Source organism: Mycobacterium sp. 236(2023) (assembly GCF_029623955.1).
Taxonomy (GTDB): Bacteria; Actinomycetota; Actinomycetes; order Mycobacteriales; family Mycobacteriaceae; genus Mycobacterium.
In genome coordinates, this window is the sequence record NZ_JARSBP010000003.1 from 955,996 (window position 1) to 981,008 (window position 25,013).

Annotated in this window: 23 protein-coding genes; 12 read left to right on the plus strand and 11 right to left on the minus strand. The window is 67.3% G+C overall.

Going from position 1 to position 25,013, the window contains the following annotated elements:
- Nucleotides 1–10 precede the first annotated feature (10 nt).
- Nucleotides 11–1,768, plus strand: coding sequence for a DUF3556 domain-containing protein (locus tag P9A17_RS15955; protein WP_278039602.1), 1,758 nt, complete (start codon nucleotides 11–13; stop codon nucleotides 1,766–1,768).
- 66 nt (nucleotides 1,769–1,834) lie between these two features.
- On the opposite strand, the gene P9A17_RS15960 is transcribed toward P9A17_RS15955, so the two are convergent.
- The 4 genes from P9A17_RS15960 to P9A17_RS15975 all read right to left on the minus strand — a co-directional run bounded on the left by P9A17_RS15960 (nucleotide 1,835) and on the right by P9A17_RS15975 (nucleotide 7,034).
- Entirely contained in the window at nucleotides 1,835–2,626 is a 792-nt protein-coding gene (locus P9A17_RS15960) for a GntR family transcriptional regulator (RefSeq protein WP_278039603.1), read from the minus strand.
- Between the two features lie 172 nt (nucleotides 2,627–2,798).
- Complete coding sequence (locus tag P9A17_RS15965; protein WP_278039604.1) at nucleotides 2,799–4,280, minus strand: hypothetical protein; 1,482 nt, start codon at nucleotides 4,278–4,280, stop codon at nucleotides 2,799–2,801.
- A 280-nt stretch (nucleotides 4,281–4,560) separates the two neighbouring features.
- Nucleotides 4,561–5,922, minus strand: coding sequence for an aldehyde dehydrogenase family protein (locus tag P9A17_RS15970; protein ID WP_278039878.1), 1,362 nt, complete (start codon nucleotides 5,920–5,922; stop codon nucleotides 4,561–4,563).
- Between the two features lie 14 nt (nucleotides 5,923–5,936).
- Nucleotides 5,937–7,034 carry an AMP-binding protein gene (locus tag P9A17_RS15975; RefSeq protein ID WP_278039605.1) on the minus strand — a complete coding sequence of 366 codons (1,098 nt, stop codon included), beginning with the start codon at nucleotides 7,032–7,034 and terminating at the stop codon, nucleotides 5,937–5,939.
- Between the two features lie 79 nt (nucleotides 7,035–7,113).
- Here P9A17_RS15975 and P9A17_RS15980 point away from each other — a divergent pair, with 79 nt between their 5' ends.
- From P9A17_RS15980 to P9A17_RS15995, 4 genes are all read left to right on the plus strand, one after another.
- The gene (locus P9A17_RS15980; protein ID WP_278039606.1) at nucleotides 7,114–8,430 is read left to right on the plus strand and encodes an acetyl-CoA hydrolase/transferase C-terminal domain-containing protein; all 1,317 of its coding nucleotides are present in this window, start codon (nucleotides 7,114–7,116) and stop codon (nucleotides 8,428–8,430) included.
- A gap of 94 nt (nucleotides 8,431–8,524) precedes the next feature.
- Nucleotides 8,525–9,670, plus strand: coding sequence for a thiolase family protein (locus P9A17_RS15985; protein WP_278039607.1), 1,146 nt, complete (start codon nucleotides 8,525–8,527; stop codon nucleotides 9,668–9,670).
- A 47-nt stretch (nucleotides 9,671–9,717) separates the two neighbouring features.
- A complete protein-coding gene (locus tag P9A17_RS15990) occupies nucleotides 9,718–10,464 on the plus strand; it encodes a crotonase/enoyl-CoA hydratase family protein (protein WP_278039879.1) in 747 nt (248 codons plus the stop codon).
- Nucleotides 10,465–10,486: 22 nt separating this feature from the next.
- Nucleotides 10,487–11,629, plus strand: coding sequence for an acyl-CoA dehydrogenase family protein (locus P9A17_RS15995; RefSeq protein WP_278039608.1), 1,143 nt, complete (start codon nucleotides 10,487–10,489; stop codon nucleotides 11,627–11,629).
- Between the two features lie 65 nt (nucleotides 11,630–11,694).
- Here the strand turns inward: P9A17_RS15995 and P9A17_RS16000 are convergent, their stop codons facing one another.
- The 3 genes from P9A17_RS16000 to P9A17_RS16010 all read right to left on the minus strand — a co-directional run bounded on the left by P9A17_RS16000 (nucleotide 11,695) and on the right by P9A17_RS16010 (nucleotide 14,137).
- Nucleotides 11,695–12,435, minus strand: coding sequence for a fasciclin domain-containing protein (locus P9A17_RS16000; protein WP_278039609.1), 741 nt, complete (start codon nucleotides 12,433–12,435; stop codon nucleotides 11,695–11,697).
- A 158-nt stretch (nucleotides 12,436–12,593) separates the two neighbouring features.
- Complete coding sequence (locus P9A17_RS16005) at nucleotides 12,594–13,184, minus strand: TetR/AcrR family transcriptional regulator (RefSeq protein ID WP_278039610.1); 591 nt, start codon at nucleotides 13,182–13,184, stop codon at nucleotides 12,594–12,596.
- A complete protein-coding gene (locus P9A17_RS16010) occupies nucleotides 13,181–14,137 on the minus strand; it encodes an SDR family NAD(P)-dependent oxidoreductase (protein WP_278039611.1) in 957 nt (318 codons plus the stop codon). The genes P9A17_RS16005 and P9A17_RS16010 overlap by 4 nt, the downstream gene beginning before the upstream one ends.
- Before the next feature lie 78 nt (nucleotides 14,138–14,215).
- Here P9A17_RS16010 and P9A17_RS16015 point away from each other — a divergent pair, with 78 nt between their 5' ends.
- The 3 genes from P9A17_RS16015 to P9A17_RS16025 are packed head-to-tail and all read left to right on the plus strand — an operon-like array spanning nucleotide 14,216 to nucleotide 16,635.
- Nucleotides 14,216–14,743: a gamma carbonic anhydrase family protein gene (locus tag P9A17_RS16015; RefSeq protein WP_278039612.1), complete on the plus strand. Its 528-nt coding sequence runs from the start codon at nucleotides 14,216–14,218 to the stop codon at nucleotides 14,741–14,743.
- A 39-nt stretch (nucleotides 14,744–14,782) separates the two neighbouring features.
- Nucleotides 14,783–15,928, plus strand: a complete 1,146-nt coding sequence (locus P9A17_RS16020) for an NAD(P)H-binding protein (protein ID WP_278039613.1) — start codon at nucleotides 14,783–14,785, stop codon at nucleotides 15,926–15,928.
- A complete protein-coding gene (locus P9A17_RS16025) occupies nucleotides 15,925–16,635 on the plus strand; it encodes a type II CAAX endopeptidase family protein (RefSeq protein ID WP_278039614.1) in 711 nt (236 codons plus the stop codon). Before P9A17_RS16020 ends, P9A17_RS16025 begins: the two co-directional genes overlap by 4 nt.
- Here P9A17_RS16025 and tet(V) read toward each other — a convergent pair.
- Nucleotides 16,632–17,897, minus strand: coding sequence for a tetracycline efflux MFS transporter Tet(V) (tet(V), locus tag P9A17_RS16030; RefSeq protein WP_278039880.1), 1,266 nt, complete (start codon nucleotides 17,895–17,897; stop codon nucleotides 16,632–16,634). The genes P9A17_RS16025 and tet(V) overlap by 4 nt on opposite strands.
- Before the next feature lie 109 nt (nucleotides 17,898–18,006).
- Nucleotides 18,007–18,825 (minus strand): enoyl-CoA hydratase, encoded by an 819-nt coding sequence (locus tag P9A17_RS16035; protein ID WP_278039615.1) that lies wholly within the window; start codon nucleotides 18,823–18,825, stop codon nucleotides 18,007–18,009.
- A 123-nt stretch (nucleotides 18,826–18,948) separates the two neighbouring features.
- Here P9A17_RS16035 and P9A17_RS16040 point away from each other — a divergent pair, with 123 nt between their 5' ends.
- The 3 genes from P9A17_RS16040 to P9A17_RS16050 are packed head-to-tail and all read left to right on the plus strand — an operon-like array spanning nucleotide 18,949 to nucleotide 21,806.
- Entirely contained in the window at nucleotides 18,949–20,043 is a 1,095-nt protein-coding gene (locus tag P9A17_RS16040; protein WP_278039616.1) for a CaiB/BaiF CoA-transferase family protein, read from the plus strand.
- A gap of 21 nt (nucleotides 20,044–20,064) precedes the next feature.
- Nucleotides 20,065–20,817: a 3-hydroxyacyl-CoA dehydrogenase gene (locus P9A17_RS16045; protein WP_278039617.1), complete on the plus strand. Its 753-nt coding sequence runs from the start codon at nucleotides 20,065–20,067 to the stop codon at nucleotides 20,815–20,817.
- Nucleotides 20,814–21,806 (plus strand): nitronate monooxygenase family protein, encoded by a 993-nt coding sequence (locus P9A17_RS16050; protein WP_278039618.1) that lies wholly within the window; start codon nucleotides 20,814–20,816, stop codon nucleotides 21,804–21,806. The genes P9A17_RS16045 and P9A17_RS16050 overlap by 4 nt, the downstream gene beginning before the upstream one ends.
- A 68-nt stretch (nucleotides 21,807–21,874) precedes the next feature.
- Here the strand turns inward: P9A17_RS16050 and P9A17_RS16055 are convergent, their stop codons facing one another.
- Both P9A17_RS16055 and P9A17_RS16060 read right to left on the minus strand, forming a co-directional pair.
- The gene (locus P9A17_RS16055; protein WP_104863957.1) at nucleotides 21,875–22,006 is read right to left on the minus strand and encodes a hypothetical protein; all 132 of its coding nucleotides are present in this window, start codon (nucleotides 22,004–22,006) and stop codon (nucleotides 21,875–21,877) included.
- Between the two features lie 107 nt (nucleotides 22,007–22,113).
- Nucleotides 22,114–22,668: a DoxX family protein gene (locus P9A17_RS16060; RefSeq protein WP_278039619.1), complete on the minus strand. Its 555-nt coding sequence runs from the start codon at nucleotides 22,666–22,668 to the stop codon at nucleotides 22,114–22,116.
- Between the two features lie 82 nt (nucleotides 22,669–22,750).
- Between P9A17_RS16060 and P9A17_RS16065 the strand changes: the two genes are divergently transcribed.
- Nucleotides 22,751–25,012: an MMPL family transporter gene (locus P9A17_RS16065; protein ID WP_278039620.1), complete on the plus strand. Its 2,262-nt coding sequence runs from the start codon at nucleotides 22,751–22,753 to the stop codon at nucleotides 25,010–25,012.
- Nucleotide 25,013: the final 1 nt, after the last annotated feature.

Below are 25,013 nucleotides of genomic sequence, written 5' to 3' on the forward strand. Positions count from 1 at the left end.
GTCTGAGCGAATGGGTTTTCTCAAGCAGGACGCGCCCGTCGTCGATTACGCCGAATGGAGCAAGGGCACCCGCGCGGAGCGGATCGTGCCGATGGCCAAACACTGGGCCGAGGTCGGATTCGGCACGCCCGTCGTCATGCACCTCTTCTACGTCGTGAAGATCCTGCTGTACGTGCTCGTCGCGTGGGTGATCGTCGTCGCCACCACCACCGGCGTCGGTGACGGACCGGGGGGCTTCACCAACGTCACCGCCTGGTACCACGAACCGATCGTCTATCAGAAGGTCGTCTTCTACACGATGCTGTTCGAGGTCGTCGGCCTCGGCTGCGGCTTCGGGCCGCTCAACAACCGGTTCTTCCCGCCGATGGGCTCGATCCTGTACTGGCTGCGCCCCAGGACGATTCGCCTGCCACCATGGCCCAACCGGGTACCGCTGACCGCAGGCGACTCGCGGACCCCCCTCGACGTCGCGCTCTACGCCGCACTCCTCGTGATGCTCGTCGTCGCACTGTTCTCGGACGGCACCGGGCCCATCCCCGAGATCGGTTCCGAGGTGGGCGTGCTCCCGGTGTGGCAGACGGCGGCGATCGTCGGTCTGCTCGTCGTCGCCGGCCTGCGGGACAAGGTCATCTTCCTGGCCGCGCGCGGTGAGGTGTACGGCTCGCTGGCGGTGTGCTTCCTGTTCAGCGGCGCCGACATCATCATCGCGGCCAAACTGGTGTGCCTGGTCATCTGGATCGGGGCCGCCACGTCGAAACTCAACAAGCATTTCCCGTTCGTCATCTCCACGATGATGAGCAACAACCCGGTGATGCGCCCGCGCTGGATCAAGCGAAAGTTCTTCGAGCACTTCCCCGACGACCTGCGCCCCGGCCGGGCGTCACGGGTACTGGCCCACTTCTCGACCGTGATCGAGGGCCTGGTGCCGCTGGTGCTGTTCTTCTCCCACGGCGGCTGGGTCACCGCGGTCGCCGCGTTCGTCATGCTCGTCTTCCACTTCGGCATCCTGTCGGCCATTCCGATGGGGGTGCCGCTGGAGTGGAACGTCTTCATGATGTTCAGCGTGCTGGCGCTGTTCGTCGGCAACGCGGGTATCGGTCTGGCGGACCTGAACAGCCCGCTGCCGATCCTGCTGTTCGTGGCCGTCGCAGGCACCGTGGCGATCGGAAACCTCTTCCCCCGCAAGGTGTCCTTCCTGCCGGGCATGCGGTACTACGCGGGCAACTGGGACACGTCGCTGTGGTGTGTGAAGCCCTCGGCGTCGGAGAAGATCACCAACGGCATCGTCGCGATCGCGAGCATGCCCGCCGCGCAGATGGAGAAGTTCTACGGCAGCCCGGAAACCGCGGAGATGTACCAGTACATGGGATACGCGTTCCGGTCGTTCAACACCCACGGCCGCGCGATGTTCACGCTGGCGCACCGGCTGATGGCCGACGGCAACGAAGCCGATTACGTGTTGACCGACGGGGAACGGATCTGCAGCACCGCGATCGGGTGGAACTTCGGCGACGGGCACATGCACAACGAGCAGTTGATCGCCGCACTGCAGAAACGGTGCCACTTCGAGCCGGGCGAGGTCCGGGTGCTGCTGCTCGACGCGCAGCCCATTCACAAGCAGCGCCAGGAGTACCGCCTCGTCGACGCCGCAACCGGCGAGTTCGAGCGCGGCTATGTCATGGTCGCCGACATGGTCACCCGCCAGCCGTGGGACGACACCGTGCCGGCCCACGTGACGTGGCAGAAAAACGCGGCCGGCGCCGGGTAGGTGTCGAGACGCGACTTTTGCAGACGTCTACTCGCACTTCTTCTGCAAAAGTCAGGTCTCGACTTATCAGCCCATGACGTCGCGGATCGGCACACTCTCCAAGCCGGTCAGCAACAGCTCGCGGGATACGTCGAGGTGTTTGCGCCAGTGCGCTTCCGCCCCGGCGGCGTCCCCGGCACGCAGGAACTGCATGAGCTTGCGGTAGGACCGCACCAGCTTGTCGTAGTCGGCCTTCGACACCGGGCGGCGCTCGTTGAACACGAAAGCCGTGTGCCTGACCGTGATCTCGTGCAGCATGCCGGCGACGATGCCCAGCGTGGCGTTGCCCGACAACTGCACCACCCGCAGGTGGAACGCTCCGGTGATCTCGGCCAGCCGGCCGGATTGAAAGCCCTCGGCAACCAGTCCTTCGAGCATCTGCTCCAGCTCGTCGAAGGCTTCCTCCGAGCCGGATTCGGCGAGCAGGCGCGCGGCCATCGGTTCGATACCCGACTTCGCGGTGAGCAGGTCGGCGATCGTCGCGCCGGAGAGTTCCAGCAGGAGACCGGCGGGGCGGGCGACGACCTCGGGGCCGGGAACCCGGACGCGCGCGCCGGTACGTGAACCGCGGCGCACCTCGACCAGACGTTCGGATTCAAGTACCCGCACGGCTTCGCGCAGGGTCGGCCGGCTGACGCCGAAATGCGCCATCAGCTCGGCCTCGTTGGGCAGGAAGTCGCCGTCTTTGAGCTGTCCTTCGACGACCATCCGCCGCAACGTTCCGGCCACGAGCTCAGCGGTCTTGGGGGAGCGGACGGCGGCGCGGGACGCGACGGCGTCCGGCCCGATCATCGGTGCCAAGGGGGTACTGCGAGCCACTGCACCTCCTCGACGGTCGACTCAGCTGTGCAACTCAGTAAACCATGTGAGGTAACCGGTGACTGATCAGATGGTGTCTGTGCAGGTAATCGGTGATTGTGCCAGACAGCAAAGAGCGGGTACGGGAGCCTGTCGACTCCCGTACCCGCCCTAACTGCTGGGGACGAGCAGACTACGCGGCGTTGGCGCCACCGTCGTTGCCGTCATTGCCCTGGTTGCCATTGGCGGAGCTGCCGGAACCGCCGGCGCCACCGTTGCCACCCGTGCCGGCCTTGCCTGCACCCGGCGTGGCGTTGCCGCCGTTGCCGCCGTTGCCGCCGATGCCGGTGCCTTCGGCCGTGGTCGAGCCACCGTCGCCACCGGTACCGCCGTTGCCGCCGCGAGCGGTGCCGCCGGAAGCGTTGCCGCCGTTGCGACCAACGCCACCGTTGCCGCCGAGCTTGCCGCCGTCGCCGCCGTTGCCGCCGCGGCCACCCGTGGTGTTGCCACCCGCGGAGGACGTAGCACTACCACCGTTGCCACCGCGACCACCGAGGCCGGTCAGCTCCGAGGTACCGCCGGTGCCGCCGGAACCGCCTGTGGCAGTGCCCGTCTGGGAGTTGGCGTTGCCGCCGCTTCCCGCATTCGAGCTACGCGAGGCCAGGCGGCCGCCGCCGTCGCCGCCGTCGCCGCCGACGGCCTTGCCCGCGCCGTAAGCGGTGCCGCTGCCACCCTTGCCGCCGTTACCGGTCAGGTCAGGCGTGGCACCACCGGAGATGAGGCCGTAGCCGCCCGCGCCGCCGCTGCCGCCGGTGGCGGTCTGGCCGGAGGTGCCGGTGCCGGTGCCGCCCGAGGCGCCCGGGGCGCCGACCGTTGCCGAGCCGCCCGCGCCGCCGGCACCGGGGCCGTAGTTGGCCACAGGCTCAGCATCCGGGTCGGGCTCACCCTGGCCCGGAGGCGGGTTGCCGATGTTGGTGCTGCCGCCGACGCCTCCGGCGCCGCCGGTCGCGTTGCCGTTCAGCGAGGACGCGCTGCCGCCGGCACCGCCCGCGCCGCCGCGGCCCGACCACAACGTCGCGCCGCTGCCGCCGGCACCGCCGGCACCGCCGAACGCGTCGGCATTCACGCCCGCAGCGCTGGTGTTGGTGTCGTTACCGCCGGCACCGCCGGCGCCGCCGTCGCCACCGAACAGGCCGGCGTTGCCGCCACGGCCGCCCGCGGTCGCGGCCGAGACCAGGGTGCCGTCGGCGGCGTAGACCGCGTCCTTACCGGCCGCGCCGGCTCCACCGCTGCCCCACAGCAGACCGCCGTTGCCGCCGTTGCAGGCGTCGCCGGTGCAGTCAGCTGCGGCGTCGAGGCCGTTGCCGATCAGCCAGCCGCCGTCGCCGATCATAGGGCGGAAGGCGGACGGAGTGGCGGTGGCGGCCAGCAGTGCCGTCGGGCTGGCCGAGGCGCTGCTTGCGGCGCCGGCGCAGCCGATCAGCCCGCCGGGAACGCACTCTTCACTGGCAACCAGCTTGATGTCTGCGGTCTGGGCCGAGACCATCGTCGGCTCGTCGGTGGCGGCCGCTGCAGCGACCACCAGAGCGCCGAGTCCGACCATCGCCGCGCCTGCGATGCCGGTGGCCACGTGCTTGGGCACGGAACCCGGAATCACGTTGTGGCGCGAGGACATAACGTACATACAACCCCCATGGTTGAAGGGCCTGGCCACTATGGCAGGCGTGGATGCTTCGCTTTGCCTAAGCAAATGCAGCGTCAGAATGGGGTGGCCCCTCCCGCCGGTCAAGACCTACGTCCGGCGCCTCCAGGGAAGTTTCTCAGCGAAATCGGGGCGCTTACGCTGACGGCGCCGTAAAAAACTGCAGGTCACGGGTTCGGCGGCTCGCACAGGGAACCTGGTGAAAGCCTGTGAAAATTTATTTCCGGACGGCACGAAGTCAGCCCGATTTTGGCTAACGTGCGACGAATCCCTTGTTACGCATCAGGAAATCGGCCAGGAATCCGTCGTGCGGGATCCGGGGTGAGCCGTGGTGAGTTGGGACGCGACCCCGGTACACGTTGACGATCGTCGGCTCGTTCACGACGTCGTCGAGCAGGGCGTCGTCCGACGTGATCGCAGTGACCATCAGCGAGTGGCGCAGTGGCACAGTGCCATCGGCGCGCGACCACGGTGCAAACCAGACGCAGGGGAAGGGCAACTCCACGCCGAGAGTGTCGGGGTTCGGCGCGGACAGCAGGTGGACGGCGGGCCGAAGCGCGGCAAACCCGTCGCCGAGATCGGCGACCACCTGGTCGGCGCCCAGGATCGCATCGGCGGCGGCGGCGGCGGCCTTGCCGGCCAGATGTCGCGCCAGGGCGCGGGCGTCGTCGATCGGCGGCGTGGGGAGCGCCGCCTGCGGGTCGGTGTTCGGGAGCGGACGCATCAATGCCAACCGCTCGGCGATCGCGTGCGCCAGCGGCGCCGGATCGCCCTCATAGAGGACGGCGGTCGTGTTCACACATGCCATCCCGCCCAGGGCGGCAATCGAATCCACCACGACGTCGATGCAGTCTCGCCAATCCTGCTCGGCGGTGATGAGGATTTTCGTGCGGCCCGGTCCGTTGACGAAGACCGTCGGGTCACCGTCGTAGCGATCGGCGACGTCCTGTCCGCCGTACACCAGCGCGAGGTCCGCGGCGCGGACGATGTCGTCGGCCACGGCGTGATCGGTCGGCAGGTACGACGCGTCGGTGTCGGCGAAGCCGGCGCGACGCAGTGCTGAGACGACGCGGTGTGCGGTCAGTGGCTCGCGACGCGACGGCCGCACCGCGACGCGGTAGCCCAGCGCGAGCGCCTGCGGCCAGAGGCCGTGCACCCCGGGGGCATTGCCCGGCGCGTGTACGGCGAGCACCTCGCCGCGACGCGCCCACACGGCGCCGGCAGGTTGGTCGCGCCAGTCCATCGTCGCGCCGGCGGGCTGCGCCGCGCGCACCGCGTCGAACGCCGTCGTCAAGGACCCCGCCACCACGTCGGCCCCTGCCCTGGCGACCGTCACCGGCAGCCCGGAGATCCGGCAGGTGAGGTCGACGTAGTCGGCGAAGTTCAGGCCCGCGATCGTCGCCGACATGAAGATCTCAGCCGCCCGGTCGAGTGCCGCGGGTCGCTCAGTGACCTTCAACGGTGGTGAGTAACGTTGTTGTGTAATCGTTCTCGTGACGTAGAGGCGGGGTACCACCGCCAGGTCGAGCACTGCGCAGCCGCGGGTGTCGGTGATGATTTCGCGCTTGTGCGTGTGATATTCGCCGTCGGGTCCCAGTGCTTCGAGTGTCGTCAGATTGCCGCCCACGATCAGTACACGCCTTCGATGACCGGCACGCCGCCGAACACGGCCACCGGTGCGATGTCGCTGACGGAGTCGCCGACCTGTCCGCGGGGGCCGGGCCACCGGATTGCGGTGTCGCGCTCCAGATTGTTGGGGATGAACATGCCCTTGCTGATGTGGTTCATGACGACCTGCCCGCGTTCGCCGTAGGGGACCTGCGCGCCGGTATCGGGGTCTACTACCCAGAAGACGACGTAGGGGCAGCGCGGGTCGAAGACGGACGTGTCACCGTCGGTGCGGGTCGCAGCCTGCGACAGGATCATGGTGCTGCCGAACGCAATCGAGATCGCGGCCTCGGGGAAGATGCCGCGGAACAACGCCATGGTGTCGACGTCGACGTGCGCCCCACTGAGCAGGATGTAGCGGATCTTGTCGTTGACGAGGTCGGTCAGTCGGCCATCATTGGCGATGGCCTCCAAAAGGGGCGGTGTCGCATGCAGATTCGCCACGTGCTGTGTCGCCAGAATGTGGCGGGTCTGTTCGAGGACATGGTCGAGGTAGCGCGCGACCTCGGCTGAAGCCCGCGAATCCCCCCGGGCTGCTGTCTTTTTCACCCACCGCGGGTCGAGATCGATCGAATGAAACACCCCGCCGAGTCGTTCGGCCACCACGCGGTCGAAATGGCCCACCCCGTGCGGTCCGCTGGGCATCATGCACACCAATCCCGCATCTCGGATGAACCCGCCCGCGCTGAAATCATCGACCTGCCAACGGGTTACCTGCTCGATCCAATCCGGCAGTTGGGCCGTGCGCTTCGGCGCGCCCGTGGTGCCGCCGGATTCGAATACCCGGGGGATGGGCAGTGGGGTGCCGTAACCGCGCGGGATCAGATCTTCGACAGCGACGTCGCGAAGCTCGTCGACGAGGTTGGGGAACAGTCGAAGATCGTCGTGGGTGCGTACCTCGCACACCGGGTTGAAGTCGAGACGTCGGGCGGCGCGCAGCCAGAACGGCGAGCCGGTGTCCGCGCCGAAATGCCAGGCGATCGCCGCACGCAGATACTCCTCGGGATCCGGCGGCGTCTCCCGCGGAACGTCGAGGAGCGCGAAGTCGGGTGAACCCATCGGGGCATCCTGACAGCGCGAGTTGGCCGCTCGGTGAATTCGCGGGGACGAACCGGATGGGCGTGGCAGGGTAGCGCCCATGCCCACCGAGCTCACCGCCGACGAGGCCGCCGCCCGCCTCGACCCCTCCGACACCCTCGGGATCCCGCTCGGCCCGGGGCAGCCGCCGGCTTTCATGCGCGCCCTCGGCGAGCGCACGGACTGGACGGATCTACGGGTCTACGGTGCGCTGCTCGCCGCGATGACCGAGCTGTTCTCGCGATCCGGTGTGCACTACCTGTCGGGCTTCTTCGGGCCGCTGGAGCGCGCGCTGGCCGGCTCGGGCGCCGACATCCAGTTCACGCCCGCCGACTTCCGCCGGTTCGGTCCGCTCCTCGAACGGCAGGCCCCGCGCGTCATGACGACGGTCGCCACCCCTCCCGACGCCGACGGCTGGTGCTCGCTGTCGCTGCACGCCGGTGGCACCGTCGACGAACTGCGCCGCGCGGCGGCCGATCCGCAACGACTGCTCGTCGTCGAGGTGTCCGAGGCGTATCCGCGAACCTTCGGTCTGGGCGAGCAGTACCGCCACGCCCTGCACGTCGACGAGATCGACATCCTGATCCGTTCGGAGGATGAGCCACTGGCATTGCCCAGCCCGCCGCCGACCGATGCCGACAAGGCGATTGCAGAGCACGCCGTCTCGTTCATCCAGCCGGGGGCGACACTGCAGACCGGGATCGGTTCCATTCCAAGCCAGATCGCCACGCTGCTGGCCGAGGGCGACGGCGGCGATTACGGGCTGCACAGCGAGATGTTCACCGACGGCTGCATGCAACTGCACCGCGCGGGCAAGGTCACCAACGCGGCGAAAGGCTTGTACGACGGTGTGAGTGTGACGACGTTCGCGTTCGGGACGACGGACCTCTACACCTGGCTCGACGGGAACGCCGACGTGGCGTTCCTGCCCGTCGACATCGTCAACTCGCCGGAGGTGATCGCGGCGAACCGGAACATGGTGTCGATCAACGGTGCGCTCGCGGTCGACATCCAGGGGCAGGTCGTCGCCGACACCATCAACGGCAACCAGTTCAGCGGGATCGGCGGCGCCGAGGACTTCGTGGCCGGTGCCGGGCTCGAACTGTCGGACCGGTCCCTGATCTGTCTGCCGTCGACCTACGAGAAGGACGGGGAACTGCAGTCGCGCATCGTGCCGTGGTTCGGGCCTGGCGCGGTCATCACGACGCCGCGCCACCACGTCGACGTCATCGTCACGGAGTTCGGCGCCGCCGAGTTGGAGGGCAGGACCGTCGCCGAGCGGGGTCGGGCGCTCGCCGCGATCGCGCACCCGCAGTTCCGTGATGAGCTGGTGGCCGCCGCGGAGCGGACAGCGGGCGGGAGATCGCCGGTCGTTTGAGCTGGCATAAACCACCTACCAACCAGTAGGTTGACCTAGTAAACCTTGTTCGTTTACGTTCGATGTAAAGCCGATCCAATGAAGGAGTATCGCCATGGCTGAAGCCGTCATCGTCGAGGCCGTACGGTCACCCGTCGGTAAGCGCAACGGAGGGCTCTCCGGCGTGCACCCGGCCGAACTCTCCGCCCAGGTCCTCAACGGCCTCGTCCAGCGTGCCGGGGTCGATCCCGCCCTCGTCGACGACGTCATCTGGGGCTGCGTGATGCAGGCCGGCGAGCAGGCTCTCGACATCGGCCGCACCGCTCTGTTGACCGCCGGATGGCCTGAGTCGGTGCCCGGCGTGACCGTCGACCGCCAGTGCGGCTCGAGCCAGCAGTCGGTGCACTTCGCCGCCGCCGGTGTCGTCGCCGGCCATTACGACGTCGTCGTCGCAGGCGGTGTCGAGTCCATGTCGCGCACCCCCATGGGTTCGTCGCTGGCCAGCGGCGGCAACCCGTACCCCGGCGGGTTCAAGGACCGCTACAACCAGACCCCGAACCAGGGCATCGGCGCGGAGATGATCGCCGATCAGTGGGGACTGTCGCGCACCCAGCTCGACCAGTTCTCGCTCGACTCGCACGAGAAGGCCGCTGCGGCACAGGATTCCGGTGCGTTCGACGACCAGATCGTGGCCATCAAGGACCAGGATGGCAACCCCGTACTCAAGGACGAGGGCATCCGTCGCGGCACCACGCTGGAGAAGATGGGTCAGCTCAAGCCCGCCTTCCGTGAGGACGGTGTCATCCACGCCGGCAACAGCTCTCAGATCTCCGACGGCTCCGCCGCGCTGCTGTTCATGTCTGCGGAGAAGGCCAAGGAACTCGGCCTCAAGCCGCTGGCGAAGGTGCACACCGCCGTGCTCGCCGGCGCCGACCCGGTCATCATGCTGACCGCGCCGATCCCGGCCACGCAGAAGGCGCTCCAGCGGTCCGGCCTGTCGATCGACCAGATCGGTGCGTTCGAGGTCAACGAGGCGTTCGCGCCTGTGCCGATGGCCTGGCTGAAGGACATCGGCGCTGACGAGAAGAAGCTGAACCCGAACGGCGGCGCCATCGCGCTCGGCCACCCGCTCGGCGGATCCGGTGCCCGCATCATGACCACGCTGCTGTACCACATGCGCGACAACGGAATTCAGTACGGCCTGCAGACCATGTGCGAGGGCGGCGGCCAGGCCAACGCCACCATTCTCGAGCTGCTGTGACGGAAGCAGCCGGGCCCGGCGCTCTCGTCGAGCGCCGGGGCAACGTCATGGTCATCACGATCAACCGGCCCGAGGCGCGCAACGCCATCAACTCGGCCGTGTCGATCGCGCTCGGCGACGCGCTGGAAGAGGCGCAGCAGGACCCGGATGTCTGGGTGGTCGTCGTCACCGGTTCGGGAGACAAATCCTTCTGCGCCGGAGCGGATCTCAAAGCACTGTCCAAAGGTGAGAACATCGGCCACCCGGATCAGCCCAAGTGGGGCTTCGCCGGCTACGTGCGCCACTTCATCGACAAGCCGACCATCGCGGCGGTCAACGGCACCGCCCTGGGTGGCGGCACCGAGCTCGCCCTCGCCAGCGACCTCGTCGTAGCCGGAGAGGGCGCGAAATTCGGTCTGCCCGAAGTGAAGCGGGGGCTGATCGCCGCAGCCGGCGGTGTCTTCCGGCTCGTCGACCAGATCCCGCGCAAGGTGGCGCTGGAGATGATGTTCACCGGCGAACCGATCACCTCGGCCGAGGCGTTGAAGTGGGGCCTCATCAACGAGGTGGTTCCCGACGGCACCGAGCTGGAGGCGGCGTTGAAGCTGGCCGAGCGGATCACCGTCAACGCGCCGCTGGCCGTGCAGGCGAGCAAGCGCGTCGCCGTCGGTTCCGACGACGGTGTCGTCACCGATGACGAACCCGGGTGGAAGCGCACGAGGCGCGAAGTGGCGGTCGTCTTCAGCTCCGAGGACGCCAAAGAAGGTCCGCTGGCGTTCGCGCAGAAGCGCGAGCCTGTCTGGAAAGCCAAGTAGAGCAACACGTGAGGAATCAATGATGAAGCGAACGATTTACGACGAAGAGCACGAGGCCTTCCGCGACACCGTGCGCGGCTACATCGAGAGTGAGCTCGTCCCCAACGCCGAGAAGTGGGAAGCCGAGCGCATCGTCGACCGGTCCGCCTACGTGGCGGCGGGCAAGCACGGACTGATCGGGTTCAACATGCCCGAGGAGTTCGGCGGCGGCGGCACCGACGACTTCCGCTTCAACGCGATCATCGACGAAGAGATCAGCAAAGCAGGCGTTCCCGCTCCCGCGCTGAGCCTGCACAACGATGTCGTCGGCCCGTATTTCAAGGACCTGGCCAACGACGAGCAGAAGCAGCGCTGGCTGCCGGGCATCACCAGCGGCGAACTCGTCATCGCCATCGCGATGACCGAGCCCGGCGCGGGCAGCGACCTGGCCGGCATCAAGACGTCCGCGGTCCGTGACGGTGACGACTGGATTGTCAACGGCTCCAAGACATTCATCTCATCCGGTATCAACTGCGACCTGTGTGTCGTCGTCGCCCGCACCGATCCCGAAGCCGGCCACAAGGGCTTCAGCCTCCTCGTCGTCGAGCGCGGCATGGAGGGTTTCACCCGCGGCCGCAAGCTCGAGAAGATGGGTCTGCACGCGCAGGACACCTCGGAGCTGCACTTCGAGAACGTCCGCGTCCCCGGCGCCAACCTGCTGGGCAAGGAGGGTCGCGGCTTCTACCACCTGATGACCAACCTGCCGTCGGAGCGTCTGTCGATCGCCATCTCCGCGATCGCCGGCGCACGCGAAACCTGGCGCCAGACACTGCAGTACGCCAAGGACCGCAAGGCGTTCGGGCAGCCGATCGGCAGCTTCCAGCACAACCGGTTCCTGCTGGCCGAGATGGACACCGAGCTCGAAGTCACCGAGCAATACATCGACCGGTGCCTGCAGGGTGTCGTCGACGGTGAGCTGACGGCGGTCGAGGCGGCGAAGGCGAAGTGGTGGGCCACCGAGACGGCCAAGAAGGTCGTCGACCAGTGCGTGCAGCTGCACGGCGGCTACGGCTACATGCTGGAGTACCGCGTCGCTCGCGACTACGTGGACGGGCGTATCCAGACGATCTTCGGTGGCACCACCGAGATCATGAAGGAGATCATCGGCCGCGATCTGGGCTTGTAGACAAACGAATTCGGCGTGTTCAGTTGCGATAGCCGCGACTGAACACGCCGAAGTCGTTGAGAGAGTTAGCCGATCGGTGCTTCGGCGGCCGGTGCCGGTGCCTCGGCGGGCATCGGAGTGGACGGCGTCGTCGTCGTCGTGGTCGTGGTGGTGGTCGTCTCGCTGGTGCTGGTGCTCGTCGGCGTGATCGGCGCGGGAGCGTCGGCCGGGTTGAGCACAGCGTCGACGATGTAGATCCGCGCGTTCTGCGCCTGGATCCCGCCGCAGACGACCTTGACCGTCTCGTTGACCTGGATGTCGCCACCCGAACCGGTCACCTCGAGCTCGGTGCCCTCCTGCGTCGGGCGCTGGCCCTTGACGTCATCGGGGCCAAGCAGGCCGAGGAACGCATGGTAGTACACCAGGCTGGTCAACGCCGCCGGGTCGGTCTTGAGGACCTCGAGCTGCTCCGGCGGAAGCGCCGCGAACGCCTCGTCGGTCGGCGCGAAGACGACGTACGGGCCGTTGTCGAGCACGCTCGTGATGTTGACGGCCGGGTTCAGCCCTCCGGACACCGCCGAGTTGAACGTGGAGATGGACGGGATGCTCGCCAGCACTGTGCTGACGGGCATGCTCGCCAGGCCCTTCCAGTTGGGCAGGGCTTCCTTGAAGGCGCCGCAGTCGGGACCCTGTGGATCGGGGATCGGGGTCTCCACCGTGTTGGTGGGGGTCGGCTGTGCGTAGGCGTTGACGGCCAGCGGAACAGACAGGGCGATCGCGGCGGTGCTCAGCGCGACGCCGAAGGCCTTGCTGGTGCGGGTCTTCACGGTGTGCTCCTTACATATGTCAAGTCGCAAGGATGGTATGTGCACACATTGGTAACGGCAAAGTCGAGAACCCGCATCAACGCCGCGTATCAGAGCGTCAATAACGGTCTGAGCTGGGCATATGACGGCCTACAGCAGGTGGAGGATTGGCTGGGACGTCACCGGGATTCTTCGGGCAGCAGCGTGGCCACCATCCGGGCCAGATCGTCTGCGGCATCCTCGAACGTCGCCGACCCCGAACTGGCTTGCACCATCGCGCCCATCAGCCCGAATTCGAGCGTCTCGGCGACCTCCGGCCACGCCGCCGACCGCAAGACGGTGCGGACTCGGCGTTGCAGTTCGGCGTGGATGCGTTTGCGGATCGCGTGCACCGACGTCTCCTGCGAGATCATCGCGCTCGCACACGCCGCAGCAAGCCCTGGCTGATCGGCGACCAGCATCACCAACTGATGGAACAGCGCGCCGACCCGCGTCTGCGCGGACTCGTCGACGTCGACTCCGAGCGGGGCGTCGCGCAGCAGGCCCAGATACACCTCGGCGACGATCGCATCCTTCGAACGGAAATAGACGCACAGATCGCTGTGGGAAACGCCTGCCTTCTCGGCGATGCGCCGCGTGGTCAGATCGTCGTAGGCGACGTCGCGCAACAACTCGACGGTGGCGTCGAGAACGACACGCACCACGTCGTGGTCGTCGCGGTCGCGGTCACCGTAGGAGCGAAGGAAGATGACCTTCGCCGTGGAAGTCACGCACTCGAGCCTAGGCTCGTCGCGCTCGGTGTGCAGAGGTGTTCCGAGAGGCCCCACAGCTCCAGCGCCCGCGATTCATCCATCGCGTAGGGGGCGGCGGTCCGGATCGTGCAGTCCGACAGGTACACACCGCCCTCGCCGTCGAGTTCTTCGCTGACCGCCGCCCACACCTGGGTGGCCGCGCCGTGGTCGGGGGTCGTGAACTGCTGCCGGAAGTCCGTCGGCGCCTTGTCCGGATTGCGGGACGAGCTCGACTTGTTGAGGCTCTCGAAATCGTCACCGGTCATGTGGCGCGCCAGCGACGTCGCGACGATCCCGGGGTGCACCGCGAACGCACGCACGCTGCTGTCGCGCAGCCTGCGGTCGAGTTCGACAGCATGCAGCACGTTGGCCGTCTTGGAAGCGCCGTACGCGGCGAACTTGTCGTAGTCGCGGCGCTCCCAGTTGGGGTCCTCGAAGTCGACGTCACTCATCCGGTGGCCCTCCGACGACAGGACGACCACGCGCGCCCCGTCGGCCGCGACCAGTGCCGGGAACAGCAGCCTCGTCAGCTCGAAATGGCCCAGATGGTTTGTGCCGAACTGGGTTTCGAAGCCCTCGGTGGTTCGCCCGAACGGCGTGAACATGACGCCTGCGTTGTTCATCAACACGTGGACGGCCGGGGTGATCTCGCTGATCTCCGCGGCAGCGGTGGCGACGGACGCCAGCGATGTCAGGTCCAGATGTACGCGCGACAGCTGCGCGTCACGCACGTCGGCCCGGATCCACGCCTCGGTCTCGGCGAGTGCTTCGGCGTTGCGGGCCGCGAGGATGACGTGCGCGCCGGTGCTGGCGAGCGCTTTGGCCGACTCCCGGCCGAGGCCAGACGAGGCGCCGGTGATGACGCAGGTTTTGCCGCTGAGGTCGACCCCGTCGACGATGTCGAGGGCGGTCGGGTTTGACGTCGATGTCACGTCGTGAGGATTGCACGGATCGCGGACGCATCGCACACCCGGGGCTCCCGCGGCCCGGTCCGTCCTACGATGACCCGCATGGCCGAGCCACTGATTCTGTCCATTGCCGGACGCGCGCCCGAACTGCATCCGCAGAGCTGGGTCGCGCCCAATGCCACGGTGATCGGACAGGTCGTCCTCGCCGCCGGCGCGAGCCTCTGGTACGGCGCGATCCTGCGCGCGGAGGTCGAGCCCATCGAGATCGGCGCGGGCACCAACATTCAGGACGGCGTGACGATCCACGTCGATCCGGGGTTCCCCGCGCGGATCGGTGCCGGCGTCAGTGTCGGCCACAACGCGGTGCTGCACGGATGCACCATCGAGGACGACTCGCTCGTCGGTATGGGCGCGGTGGTCCTCAACGGTGCCGTCGTCGGGTCCGGTTCGTTGATCGCTGCGGGTGCGGTGGTGCCGCAGGGGGCGGTCATCCCGCCCGGCTCGATGGTCGCCGGGGTGCCCGGCAAGGTGCGCAGGCAGCTCAGCGACGACGAGATCGCCGGGATCCGCACCAACGCGACGCTGTACCAGGAGCTGGTCAAAGTCCATCGTGACGCAGGCAACGCCTGATCTGGGTTCCGAATCAGAACCGCGGGGTACAGCGGAAAGGTGAATTCCGTGCGCACCTTCGTGACCGGCGCCACCGGCTACATCGGTTCTCGCCTGGTCGCCACATTGCTCAAGGATGGCCACCAGGTCGTCGCGGCCAGCCGAGACCCCGACCGTCTCGCGGCGTTCGGCTGGTATGACGACGTCGAGAAGGTGACGCTCGACGCGCACGACGAGATCTCTGCGCAGCAGGCGCTCACCGATGCCGGCCCGATCGACGTCCTCTACTACCTCGTCCACGGAATCGGTCAGCCGGGCTTCCGCGAAGCCGACAACAGGGCCGCCGCCAACGTCGCGACCGCGGCCAAGGCGGCAGGCGTGCGGCGGATCGTCTATCTCGGTGGCTTCGTTCCGGACGACGATTCGCTGTCCGAGCATCTGACCAGCCGCGCCGAGGTCGCCGCCGCGCTCACCATCGACGGCGGGCCGGACGTGGTGTGGCTCGGTGCCGCGATCGTGATCGGTGCCGGCTCCACGTCGTTCGAGATGCTGCGCTACGTCAGCGACCGGTTCCTGGTGCTGCCGATGCCGGAATGGTCGAGCAACCCGATCGACCCGATCGCGGTCACCGATGTCCTGCACTACCTCGTGGCGGCGGCCGATCCGAAGGTCCCCGCCGGGGCGTACGACATCCGCGGCCCCGAGACCACCACCTACGGCGACCTGTTGCGCACCTACGCCCGGATCGCGGGGATCTGGCGGGCGCCGCTGCCGGTGTACGGCGTCGACACCGGGCTGGTGTCCAAGGTGACGGGCCTCGTGTTGCCGGTCCCGGGCGGCTTGGCGGCGGATCTCGTTGAGTCGCTTGACTATCCGATGATGGCGTCGGCCGACGGCCTGCGTGATCTCGTCGGCGAACCGCCCGGCGGGTCTGTCGGCATCGAGGATGCGATCCGCCGTGCCGTCACCAGCCCGCCGCGCCGACCGGTCGACGAACTCGGGGACCCCCACCACCTCGCCGACACCGACCCCGTGTGGGCGGGCGGTGACACGCTGCGGCTGAAGCAGTTGGCGAGCGCGGTGACCCCACCGGTCGTGCGTCCCGTGCTCGGACTGCTCGGGTTCGTCCCGCGACCTGTCGCCGCCGCTGTGAGAACCGGGCTCGACCATGTACTTGGATTGGTGCCCAGGGTGATTCCCGCGTGAGCGCGCCCACCGGTTGGGCCGGCGAGCTGCGCAACATCGCGCGCGCCAAAGCCCCGCCCTACAACGAGCCGCCGTCGGTGATCAGCAGACGCAAAATCATCGTCTCCGTCGTCCTCCTCATCGGCGCCGCGTTGCTCGGTTATTCGCTGAGCCGACCTCCCGGGGACGAGACGTTCGTCTGGCTCACGCTCGCACTGGCCGGCGTCTGGGCCGCGGGGGCCTTCGCTTCGGGACCCCTGCACATGGGTTACATCTGTTTCCGCGGCCGCAACCAGCGTCCCGTCATCACCGGGACGGCAGTCGGGTTGGGGCTGGGCGCCGTCTTCGTCGTCGGCGGATTGGTGGCGCGGGAGATCCCGGGGGTCAACGACTACATCCGTGAGGTCCTGCAGTACTCGAACGCCGGACCCCTGTACCTCATCGTGTTCATCACCGTGATCAACGGTTTGGCCGAGGAGATGTTCTTCCGCGGAGCCGTCTACACCGCACTTCTGAAATTCCACCCGGTGATCGTGTCGACCGTCCTCTACGTGATCGCGACGGCCGCGACCACGGGCAACCCGATGCTTGGCTTCGCCGCAATCATTCTCGGCGTCATCTGTGCCCAGTTGCGCCGCGCCACCGGGGGAGTGCTCGCACCGATGCTGACCCATTTCTTCTGGGGTCTGGTCCTGGTGCTCGCACTGCCTCCGATGTTCGGCGTCTAACTGAGAGGGTGCGCGATCTCGTCGCGGTGCATCTTGGCCGCCCAGATCGCAACGCCGGCAAGGAGCACCGGCACGAGGCCCGCGGCGAGGAAGATCGCCTCCATCGACACGACCTTCGACAGCGGCCCGACGATCGCGAACGACACCGGCATGAAGGCCAGCGACACGAAGAAGTCCAGGCTCGACACCCGGCCCAGCATCTCCGGCGGAACCCGCCGTTGCAGCAGCGTGCCCCAGATGACCATTGCCGCACCGTCGGTGACCCCGATGACGAAGGTGGCCAACGCCATCAGCGGGAATGACGACGTGACGCCGACGATGACCAGCGGTATCGAGCCGACGCTCCACATCGCCATCATCATCGTCAGGTAGCGGCGGGGCATCCGCCGCGACGACACCGCCAAAGCGCCGAGCGCACTGCCCAATCCGAAAAATGCCAGGACGAAACCGTACATCTGTGCGCCATGGGTGAAGCGGTCCTGCGCGATGAACGGCAGAAGTACCTCGATCGGGCCGAGGACGACGAGCACGAAGATGCTGGCGAACAGCAGCGTCCACAGCAGCCACGGTGTTCTGCGGACGAAGCTGAAGCCGTCTTTGAGGTCCTGCACCAGGTGGGGTTTCGGTTCCTGGTGTGCGGCAGCCTCTTTGACGGTTGGCGTCCGGGTCGCCACCAGTAGGACCAGTCCGATGCCGAACAGCACCGCCACCACGACGGCACCGGCCGACGGGAACGTTGCACCGATGAGCAGTCCCGCGACGGCCGGACCGACGGCGCGCTGGAACACCGGCCGCACCATGCCTTCGACGCCGTTGGCCGCCAGCAACTGCTCGGCGGGCAGGATGCGCGGCAGGATCGCGCTGTAGGCGGGGAAGAAGAACGCCGCCGCTATGCCCAGCAGAGCCGCGGCGACAGCCATATGCCAGATACGCAGTGCGCCAGTCATTCCGAGGATGGCGACGACGGTGACGACGGCCGTGTTGACAGCCTCGACGACGATGATGATGCCGCGCTGATTGAGCCGGTCGGCGGCCAGGCCGCCCACCAATACGAACGCGACCAGGCCGGCGCCGAGGCATGTCGCGACCAGAGAAAGCGCTGCAGGATCGTTGGACAGCTCGATGACCTGCAACGCCATCACGACGGCCCACATACCTTCGGCGAAGATCGACAGCGCGACCGCCGCGATGAGGAGACGGTACTCACGGAACCGGAACGGTGCGAGCACGCGCCAGCGGCCGGGGGCCACCGGCTGTTGGATGTCGAGTTGAGTGCTCACCCTTCGATTTTCGCCGACGGGCGCAACTCATTTTCTGTGATTCGGGCGTACCTGGACAACCAGGCGTTGACCGACTACGCCGAAATCACCGTCAGGAGTCGGTGAACTTCGCGGGCCTGCGCTGCTGGAAAGCTTTGGTGCCCTCGCGGAAGTCGTGGGAGTCCAGTAGCTGCAGCTGGCCGGTCTTCTCACGTTCGAGGGCGCCTTCGAGCTCTGTCAGCGTCGCGGCGTTGATCGCGTCCTTCGTCTTGCGCAGGGCGATCGCCGGGCCGGAGACCAGCGTGCCGATCACCTTGTCCACCTCGGCGTCGAACTCGTCGGCCGGGTAGACCGCACTCACCAGACCCCAGCCGTACGCCTCGTTCGCCGAGATGCGCTCGGCCAGCAGCGCCATCCGCATCGCCCGGATGCGGCCGGCCGCGGCGGCGATCAGGGCGGACGCGCCGCCATCGGGCATCAGCCCGATCTTGGTGAAAGCCAACATGAAAAAGGCCTTCTCCGAGGCCAATACGACGTCGCAGGCCAGCGCGAGGGAGGCGCCGACACCCGCGGCCGCACCGTGTACGACGGCCACGGCCGGCTGCGGAAGGGCGACCGTCGCGCGGATGCAGCGGTTGGCTGCGTCGAGAACGTCGGCGGGCGTCCCTGCAGCGCCCGGGTTCGCGTGGTCTTCCTCGCTGATTCCCGCGCCGGAGGAGAAGCCGCGTCCGGCGCCGCCGATGCGGACGATGCGCACGCGCGGGTCGGTAGCGGCGCGTTCGAGGGTGTCGGCATACGTCTTGAGCATCGGCGCCGTCAGTGAATTCAGGCTGTCCGGGCGGTTCAGCGTCACGGACAGGACGCCGTCGTCGAGGCTGACGGTGAGGTCCGCGATGCCTTCATAGACGTCGGTGCCGGAGTCGATGGTCATGCACGCACCCTTCGGTTTGGCGGACCTCCCGGGACCCCGATGACCCGTGGCCGGTCCGACTTGGTTATACAAGTAAGCTATGTCGGCGGTCAACCGAGCGATTCTGACGAAGGGCGGTTAGGCATGGCTGGACCTCTGCAAGGACTTCGGGTTGTGGAACTGGCCGGTATCGGCCCAGGTCCGCACGCTGCGATGATCCTCGGCGATCTCGGAGCTGACGTCGTGCGGATCGAGCGCCCGGGCAAGGGGCCGGGCCCCGCCACCAAACCTGGCGGCGACTATCTGCTGCGCAATCGCCGATCGGTGGCGGCGAACCTGAAGAGCGACGAGGACCGCGACATGGTCCTGCGCCTCATCTCGAAGGCCGACGTGCTGATCGAGGGCTTCCGGCCCGGCGTTACCGAACGGCTGGGCCTCGGCCCCGAGGACTGCGCCAAGGTCAACGAGAAACTGATCTACGCGCGGATGACCGGGTGGGGCCAGGAGGGTCCCCGGTCCCAGCAGGCCGGTCACGACATCAACTACATCTCCCTCAACGGTGCGCTGCACGCGATCGGCCGGGCCGGTGAGCGGCCGGTTCCGCCGCTGAACCTGGTCGGTGACTTCGGCGGCGGCTCGATGTTCCTTCTCGTCGGCGTGCTGTCGGCGCTGTGGGAGCGCGAGCGCTCCGGTAAGGGCCAGGTGGTCGACGCCGCGATGGTCGACGGGTCGAGCGTGCTGTCGATGATGATGTGGGCGTTCCGCGGCATGGGCATGTGGAGCGACGAGCGTGGTGTCAACATGCTCGACACCGGTGCCCCCTACTACGACACCTACACCTGCGCCGACGGCCGCCATGTCGCCGTCGGCGCGATCGAACCGCAGTTCTACGCCGAGCTTCTCAAGGGAATCGGGCTCGACGGTGCCGATCTGCCCGACCAGAACGACATGGGTCGCTGGCCCGAGTTGAGGGCGGCGTTCACCCAGGCGTTCGCGGCCCACGACCGTGACCACTGGGCCACGGTTTTCGCCGGCACGGACGCGTGCGTGACGCCGGTGCTGTCATTCGCCGAGGTCGAGTCGGAGCCGCACAACACCGAACGCGACACCTTCTACAGCGAGAACGGCTCGCTGTATCCGGCTCCGGCGCCGCGCTTCTCGCGCAGTGCACCGGATGCTCCGAAGGCGCCCGGAGTGCCGGGCGCGGACACCGAAGCTGTTCTGCAGGAATGGGTTTAGTTCAACAGAAAGGAACAATCTGTGGAGATCAAAGACGCCGCCGCCGTCGTGACCGGAGGTGCTTCCGGCCTCGGTCTCGCGACGACCAAGCGCCTGCTCGACCGGGGTGCCTCGGTCGTCGTCATCGACCTCAAGGGTGCTGACGTGGTCGAAGAACTGGGCCCGCGTGCCAAGTTCGTCGAGGCCAATGTCACTGACCCTGAACAGGTTTCGGCTGCGTTGGACGCCGCCGAGGAGTTCGGCCCGCTGCGCATCAACGTCAACTGCGCGGGCATCGGTAACGCGATCAAGACGCTGAGCAAGGACGGCCCGTTCCCGCTCGACGGCTTCACCAAGGTGATTCAGGTCAACCTGATCGGTACGTTCAACGTGCTGCGCCTGAGCGCCGAGCGGATCGCCAAAACCGAACCGATCAACGGGGAGCGCGGCGTCATCATCAACACCGCCTCGGTCGCCGCGTTCGAAGGTCAGATCGGGCAGGCTGCGTACTCGGCGTCCAAGGGCGGCGTCGTCGGCATGACCTTGCCGGTCGCCCGTGATCTGTCGCGCGAGTTCATCCGCGTCTGCACCATCGCGCCGGGTCTGTTCAAGACCCCGCTGCTGGGCTCGCTGCCCGAGGAGGCGCAGGCCTCGCTCGGCAAGCAGGTGCCGCACCCGGCGCGTCTCGGTGACCCCGACGAGTATGGCGCGCTGGCCGTGCACATCGTCGAGAACCCGATGCTCAACGGTGAGACGATCCGCCTCGATGGTGCAATCCGGATGGCACCGCGATGACGATCAACACGAAGTTCACGGAGACGTTCGGTGTCGAGCACCCGATCGCCCAGGGCGGCATGCAGTGGGTGGGTCGCGCGGAACTCGTTGCGGCCGTGGCGAATACGGGTGCATTGGGTTTTATTACCGCGCTGACCCAGCCGACGCCTGCGGATCTGGCCAACGAGATTGCCAAGACGCGGGACCTGACGGACAAGCCGTTCGGCGTGAACCTGACGATCCTGCCCGCGATCAACCCGCCGCCCTATGACGAGTACCGCCAGGTGATCGTCGATGCCGGCATCAAGATCGTCGAGACAGCGGGCTCCAACCCGGCGCCGCACCTTCCGATGTTCCACGACAACGGAATCAAGGTGCTGCACAAGTGCACCTCGGTGCGTCACGCGGTCAAGGCGCAGAGCCTGGGTGTGGACGGCATCAGCATCGACGGCTTCGAGTGTGCGGGTCATCCGGGTGAGGACGACGTTCCCGGCCTGGTGCTGATCCCGGCGGCGGCCGACAAGATAGAGATCCCGATGATCGCCTCGGGCGGGTTCGCCGACAGCCGCGGTTTGGTCGCGGCGCTGGCGCTGGGCGCCGACGGCATCAACATGGGGTCGCGTTTCATGTGCACCGTGGAGTCCTGCATTCATCAGAACGTCAAGGAAGCCATCGTCGCCGGTGACGAGCGCGGCACGGAACTGATCTTCCGCAGCCTGCACAACACGGCGCGGGTGGCGTCCAACGTGGTGTCGCGTGAGGTCGTCGACATCCTCAAGGGCGGCGGTCAGTTCGAGGACGTCAAGGATCTGGTGGCCGGTGTGCGGGGCCGCAAGGTCTTCGATGACGGCGACATCGATGCCGGCATCTGGACGGTCGGGACGGCTATGGGTTTGATCAACGACATCCCTACGGTCGCAGACTTGGTCGCGCGGATTGTCGGCGAGGCAGAAGAGATCATCAATGGCCGGTTGGCGGGGATGGTCACGCCGGTGGCGCAAAGGGTCTAGACGGGACGCTCAAGGCGTCAGGCAAACCGAAACATGGCAGAACGCGCGCCCGATGGGCGCGCGTTCTTTCATACTGCGGTGGGGAGGGCCTGTTCGTCGTCGAGTTGCTCCGAGGTCAGCCCCTCGACGAGAAAATCGCCGTGGTAGAGAGCTTCGAAGTCAACCTTGATGACATCAGCGTTGGTGTCGTCGATCCACATGTACTGAACAGTAACCACGGGCATTAAGGATTCTTTGAGCCTCGTTTCGGAAAACTGTGGCAATTCTTACCGCTGGGTAGGGTCGCGGTTCTACCGGCGAGTAGCAATCATGATGCTGTCGGGGCAGGTGGGGCCGGTGGTGCACTGAAGTGGATGGGGTTGATCCCGTACAGCGCTATCCATGTCACCACCGCGGCCACGCACGCAAGCCCCAGCAGGCCCACTTTTAGGCCCTTTGACCAGGTAATACGTGCCAGGAAGCGGGCATCGGCGGAGTATGCGCCCGCTCCGGTGAAGAGAAGAGCCGCCCCACCGAGTCCGATCAGGAACGGCACGTTGAACGGGTCGGACCAGAAGACGGCCGCGGAGACGTTGACCGCCCACGCGCACAGCATCGCTCCCAGGGTTGCGGACCCCGCCAGAGGCGTCAGGATGCCCAAGATCAAGGCGATTCCGGCCACGGTCTCAGTGGCGGTCACCATGAACGCCGCGAACGCCGGGAGGCGCCACCCCGCATCGGTCATGAATTGCACGGTCATCGAGAAGTCGGACGCCTTGATCAGGCCGGCTTGCAGCAGGGCCGCGCCGATCCCGAGGCGCAGGATCAGCAGGCCCGCGCTCACGGTGGAGTCTGCGGACGCTCGTGTGGGGGAGTCGGTCATGACCGGATCGACCTCGGCGGTCCACGAAACTCATCGCGAACCCCTGGCGCTCCTAAGTTATCGCTGATAACTTAGCGCCGATATGTTGCACCGCATCGCCCTGCTCGCCCTTGCCGCTCCGCGCCGCGTCCTTGCCGTCGCGCTGCTGATCATGGTCGGCTGCGGCATCTTCGGTATCCCGGTCGCCACCCATCTGTCCGCAGGTGGTTTCCAGGACCCGACGTCGGAATCCGCGCGCGCCACTGCGCTGCTCGTCGACAAGTTCGACCAAGGCGACATGGACCTTGTCATCAGTGTCACCTCGGATGACGGGTTCGACAGCCCGGCCGCGCGCGAGGCCGGGACGGACCTGACCGCCCGGCTTGCCGAGTCGCCGCATGTCGGCGCCGTGACGTCGGCGTGGACCGCGCCGCGGCAGGCTCCATCAGCCCTCGTCAGCGAGGACGGGAAGACAGGGCTGATCGTCGCGGGCATCACGGGCGGGGAAAGCGGGGCGCAGAAGCACGCCAAGGCGATCACCGACGAGCTCGTGCACGACCGCGACGGCGTCACGGTGCGCGCAGGCGGTGTGGCGATGACGTACGTGCAGATCAATGCGCAGAGTGAAAGAGACCTGCTGTTGATGGAATCCATTGCGATTCCACTGAGTTTCGTCGTGCTGGTGTGGATCTTCGGTGGGCTTCTCGCCGCCTCGCTGCCCCTGGCCGTCGGCGCCTTCGCGATCCTCGGGTCGATGGCGGTGCTGCGCGCCGTCACGCTCGTCACCGATGTGTCCATCTTCGCGCTGAACCTGTCGATCGCCATGGGGCTGGCGCTCGCGATCGACTACACCCTGCTCATCATCAGCCGCTACCGCGACGAGTTGGCCGGCGGCCACGATCGCGACACCGCACTGATCCGCACCATGGCCACCGCCGGCCGGACCGTGCTGTTCTCCGCGATGACGGTGGCGCTGTCGATGATCGCGATGGTGCTGTTCCCGATGTACTTCCTGAAGTCGTTCGCCTACGCCGGCATCGCCGTCGTCGGCTTCGCCGCGCTGGCGGCCGTTGTGGTCGCACCCGCGGCGATCGCCCTGCTCGGTGACCGGCTCGACTCGCTGGACGTGCGCCGACTGGTCCGCCGGATCACCGGCAGGCCCGAGCCGGTGGTGAAGCCGGTCGAGCAGATGTTCTGGTACCGGTCCACGAAATTCGTGATGCGACGCTCGATTCCGATCGGCATCGTCGTCGTCACCTTGCTCCTCGCGCTCGGTGCGCCGTTCCTGGGCGCGAAGTGGGGGTTCCCCGACGACCGCGTTCTCCCGGACTCCAGTTCGGCGCGCCAGGTCGGTGACGAACTGCGCGACGACTTCGCGGTCGATTCGTCCACCAACGTCGTCGTCGTGCTCCCCAACGCCGGCGGGGTCACCCCCGCCGCGCTCGACAACTACGCCGCCGAGCTGTCCCGGGTCGGGGACGTCTCGTCGGTCTCCGCGCCCGACGGCACCTTCGTCGACGGCGCCAAGGTCGGACCGCCCTCTGCCGCAACGGGAATCGCCGACGGCAGCGCGTTCCTCACCATCGGTAGCAGCGCCGCGCTCTTCACCGACGCCTCGGAGGCGCAACTCGACGCGTTGCATGCCGTCGCACCGCCCGACGGGCGCGACGTCGCGCTGACGGGCCTGGCGCAGATCAACCGCGACAGCGCCGACGCCATCACCTCACGGCTGCCGATGGTCCTCGGGATCATCGCGGCGATCACGTTCATCCTTCTCTTCCTGCTGACCGGCAGTGTCGTGCTGCCGCTGAAAGCATTGGTGCTCAACGTTTTATCGCTGACCGCGGCGTTCGGCGCGCTGGTGTGGATCTTCCAGGACGGGCATCTCGGCGCGCTCGGCACCACGCCGACGGGCACGCTGGTCGCGAACATGCCGGTCTTGCTCTTCTGCATCGCCTTCGGCCTGTCGATGGACTACGAGGTGTTCCTCGTCTCACGCATCCGCGAGTACTGGCTGGCCTCCGATAAGAGCACCGCCGCGAATGACGAGAGCGTCGCCTTGGGTCTGGCCCGCACCGGACGTGTCGTCACCGCCGCCGCCCTGCTGATGTCGATCTCGTTCGCGGCGCTGATCGCTGCACAAGTCGCATTCATGCGCATGTTCGGCGTGGGTCTGACCCTCGCCGTGCTCGCCGACGCTACCCTGGTGCGGATGCTGCTCGTTCCCGCGTTCATGCATGTGCTCGGCCGGTGGAACTGGTGGGCCCCGAAACCGTTGGCCAAGCTGCACGAACGGATCGGGTTCAGCGAGACCCTCGCCGACAAGGACCTACCGGTGCGACCTCCCGAGCGGGTCACGTCGTGAC

What these genes read in the sequence shown, in the direction of transcription:
- P9A17_RS16050 (WP_278039618.1), top strand. Translation starts at nt 20,814, where the DNA reads ATGACGATCAACACGAAGTTCACGGAGACGTTCGGTGTCGAGCACCCG.
- P9A17_RS15980 (WP_278039606.1), top strand. Translation starts at nt 7,114, where the DNA reads ATGCCCACCGAGCTCACCGCCGACGAGGCCGCCGCCCGCCTCGACCCC.
- P9A17_RS16040 (WP_278039616.1), top strand. Translation starts at nt 18,949, where the DNA reads ATGGCTGGACCTCTGCAAGGACTTCGGGTTGTGGAACTGGCCGGTATC.
- P9A17_RS15975 (WP_278039605.1), bottom strand. Translation starts at nt 7,034, where the DNA reads ATGGGTTCACCCGACTTCGCGCTCCTCGACGTTCCGCGGGAGACGCCG.
- P9A17_RS16060 (WP_278039619.1), bottom strand. Translation starts at nt 22,668, where the DNA reads ATGACCGACTCCCCCACACGAGCGTCCGCAGACTCCACCGTGAGCGCG.
- P9A17_RS15990 (WP_278039879.1), top strand. Translation starts at nt 9,718, where the DNA reads ATGGTCATCACGATCAACCGGCCCGAGGCGCGCAACGCCATCAACTCG.
- P9A17_RS16015 (WP_278039612.1), top strand. Translation starts at nt 14,216, where the DNA reads ATGGCCGAGCCACTGATTCTGTCCATTGCCGGACGCGCGCCCGAACTG.
- P9A17_RS16065 (WP_278039620.1), top strand. Translation starts at nt 22,751, where the DNA reads ATGTTGCACCGCATCGCCCTGCTCGCCCTTGCCGCTCCGCGCCGCGTC.
- P9A17_RS15965 (WP_278039604.1), bottom strand. Translation starts at nt 4,280, where the DNA reads ATGTCCTCGCGCCACAACGTGATTCCGGGTTCCGTGCCCAAGCACGTG.
- P9A17_RS16055 (WP_104863957.1), bottom strand. Translation starts at nt 22,006, where the DNA reads ATGTGGATCGACGACACCAACGCTGATGTCATCAAGGTTGACTTCGAA.
- P9A17_RS15985 (WP_278039607.1), top strand. Translation starts at nt 8,525, where the DNA reads ATGGCTGAAGCCGTCATCGTCGAGGCCGTACGGTCACCCGTCGGTAAG.
- P9A17_RS15995 (WP_278039608.1), top strand. Translation starts at nt 10,487, where the DNA reads ATGAAGCGAACGATTTACGACGAAGAGCACGAGGCCTTCCGCGACACC.
- P9A17_RS16035 (WP_278039615.1), bottom strand. Translation starts at nt 18,825, where the DNA reads ATGACCATCGACTCCGGCACCGACGTCTATGAAGGCATCGCGGACCTC.
- P9A17_RS15955 (WP_278039602.1), top strand. Translation starts at nt 11, where the DNA reads ATGGGTTTTCTCAAGCAGGACGCGCCCGTCGTCGATTACGCCGAATGG.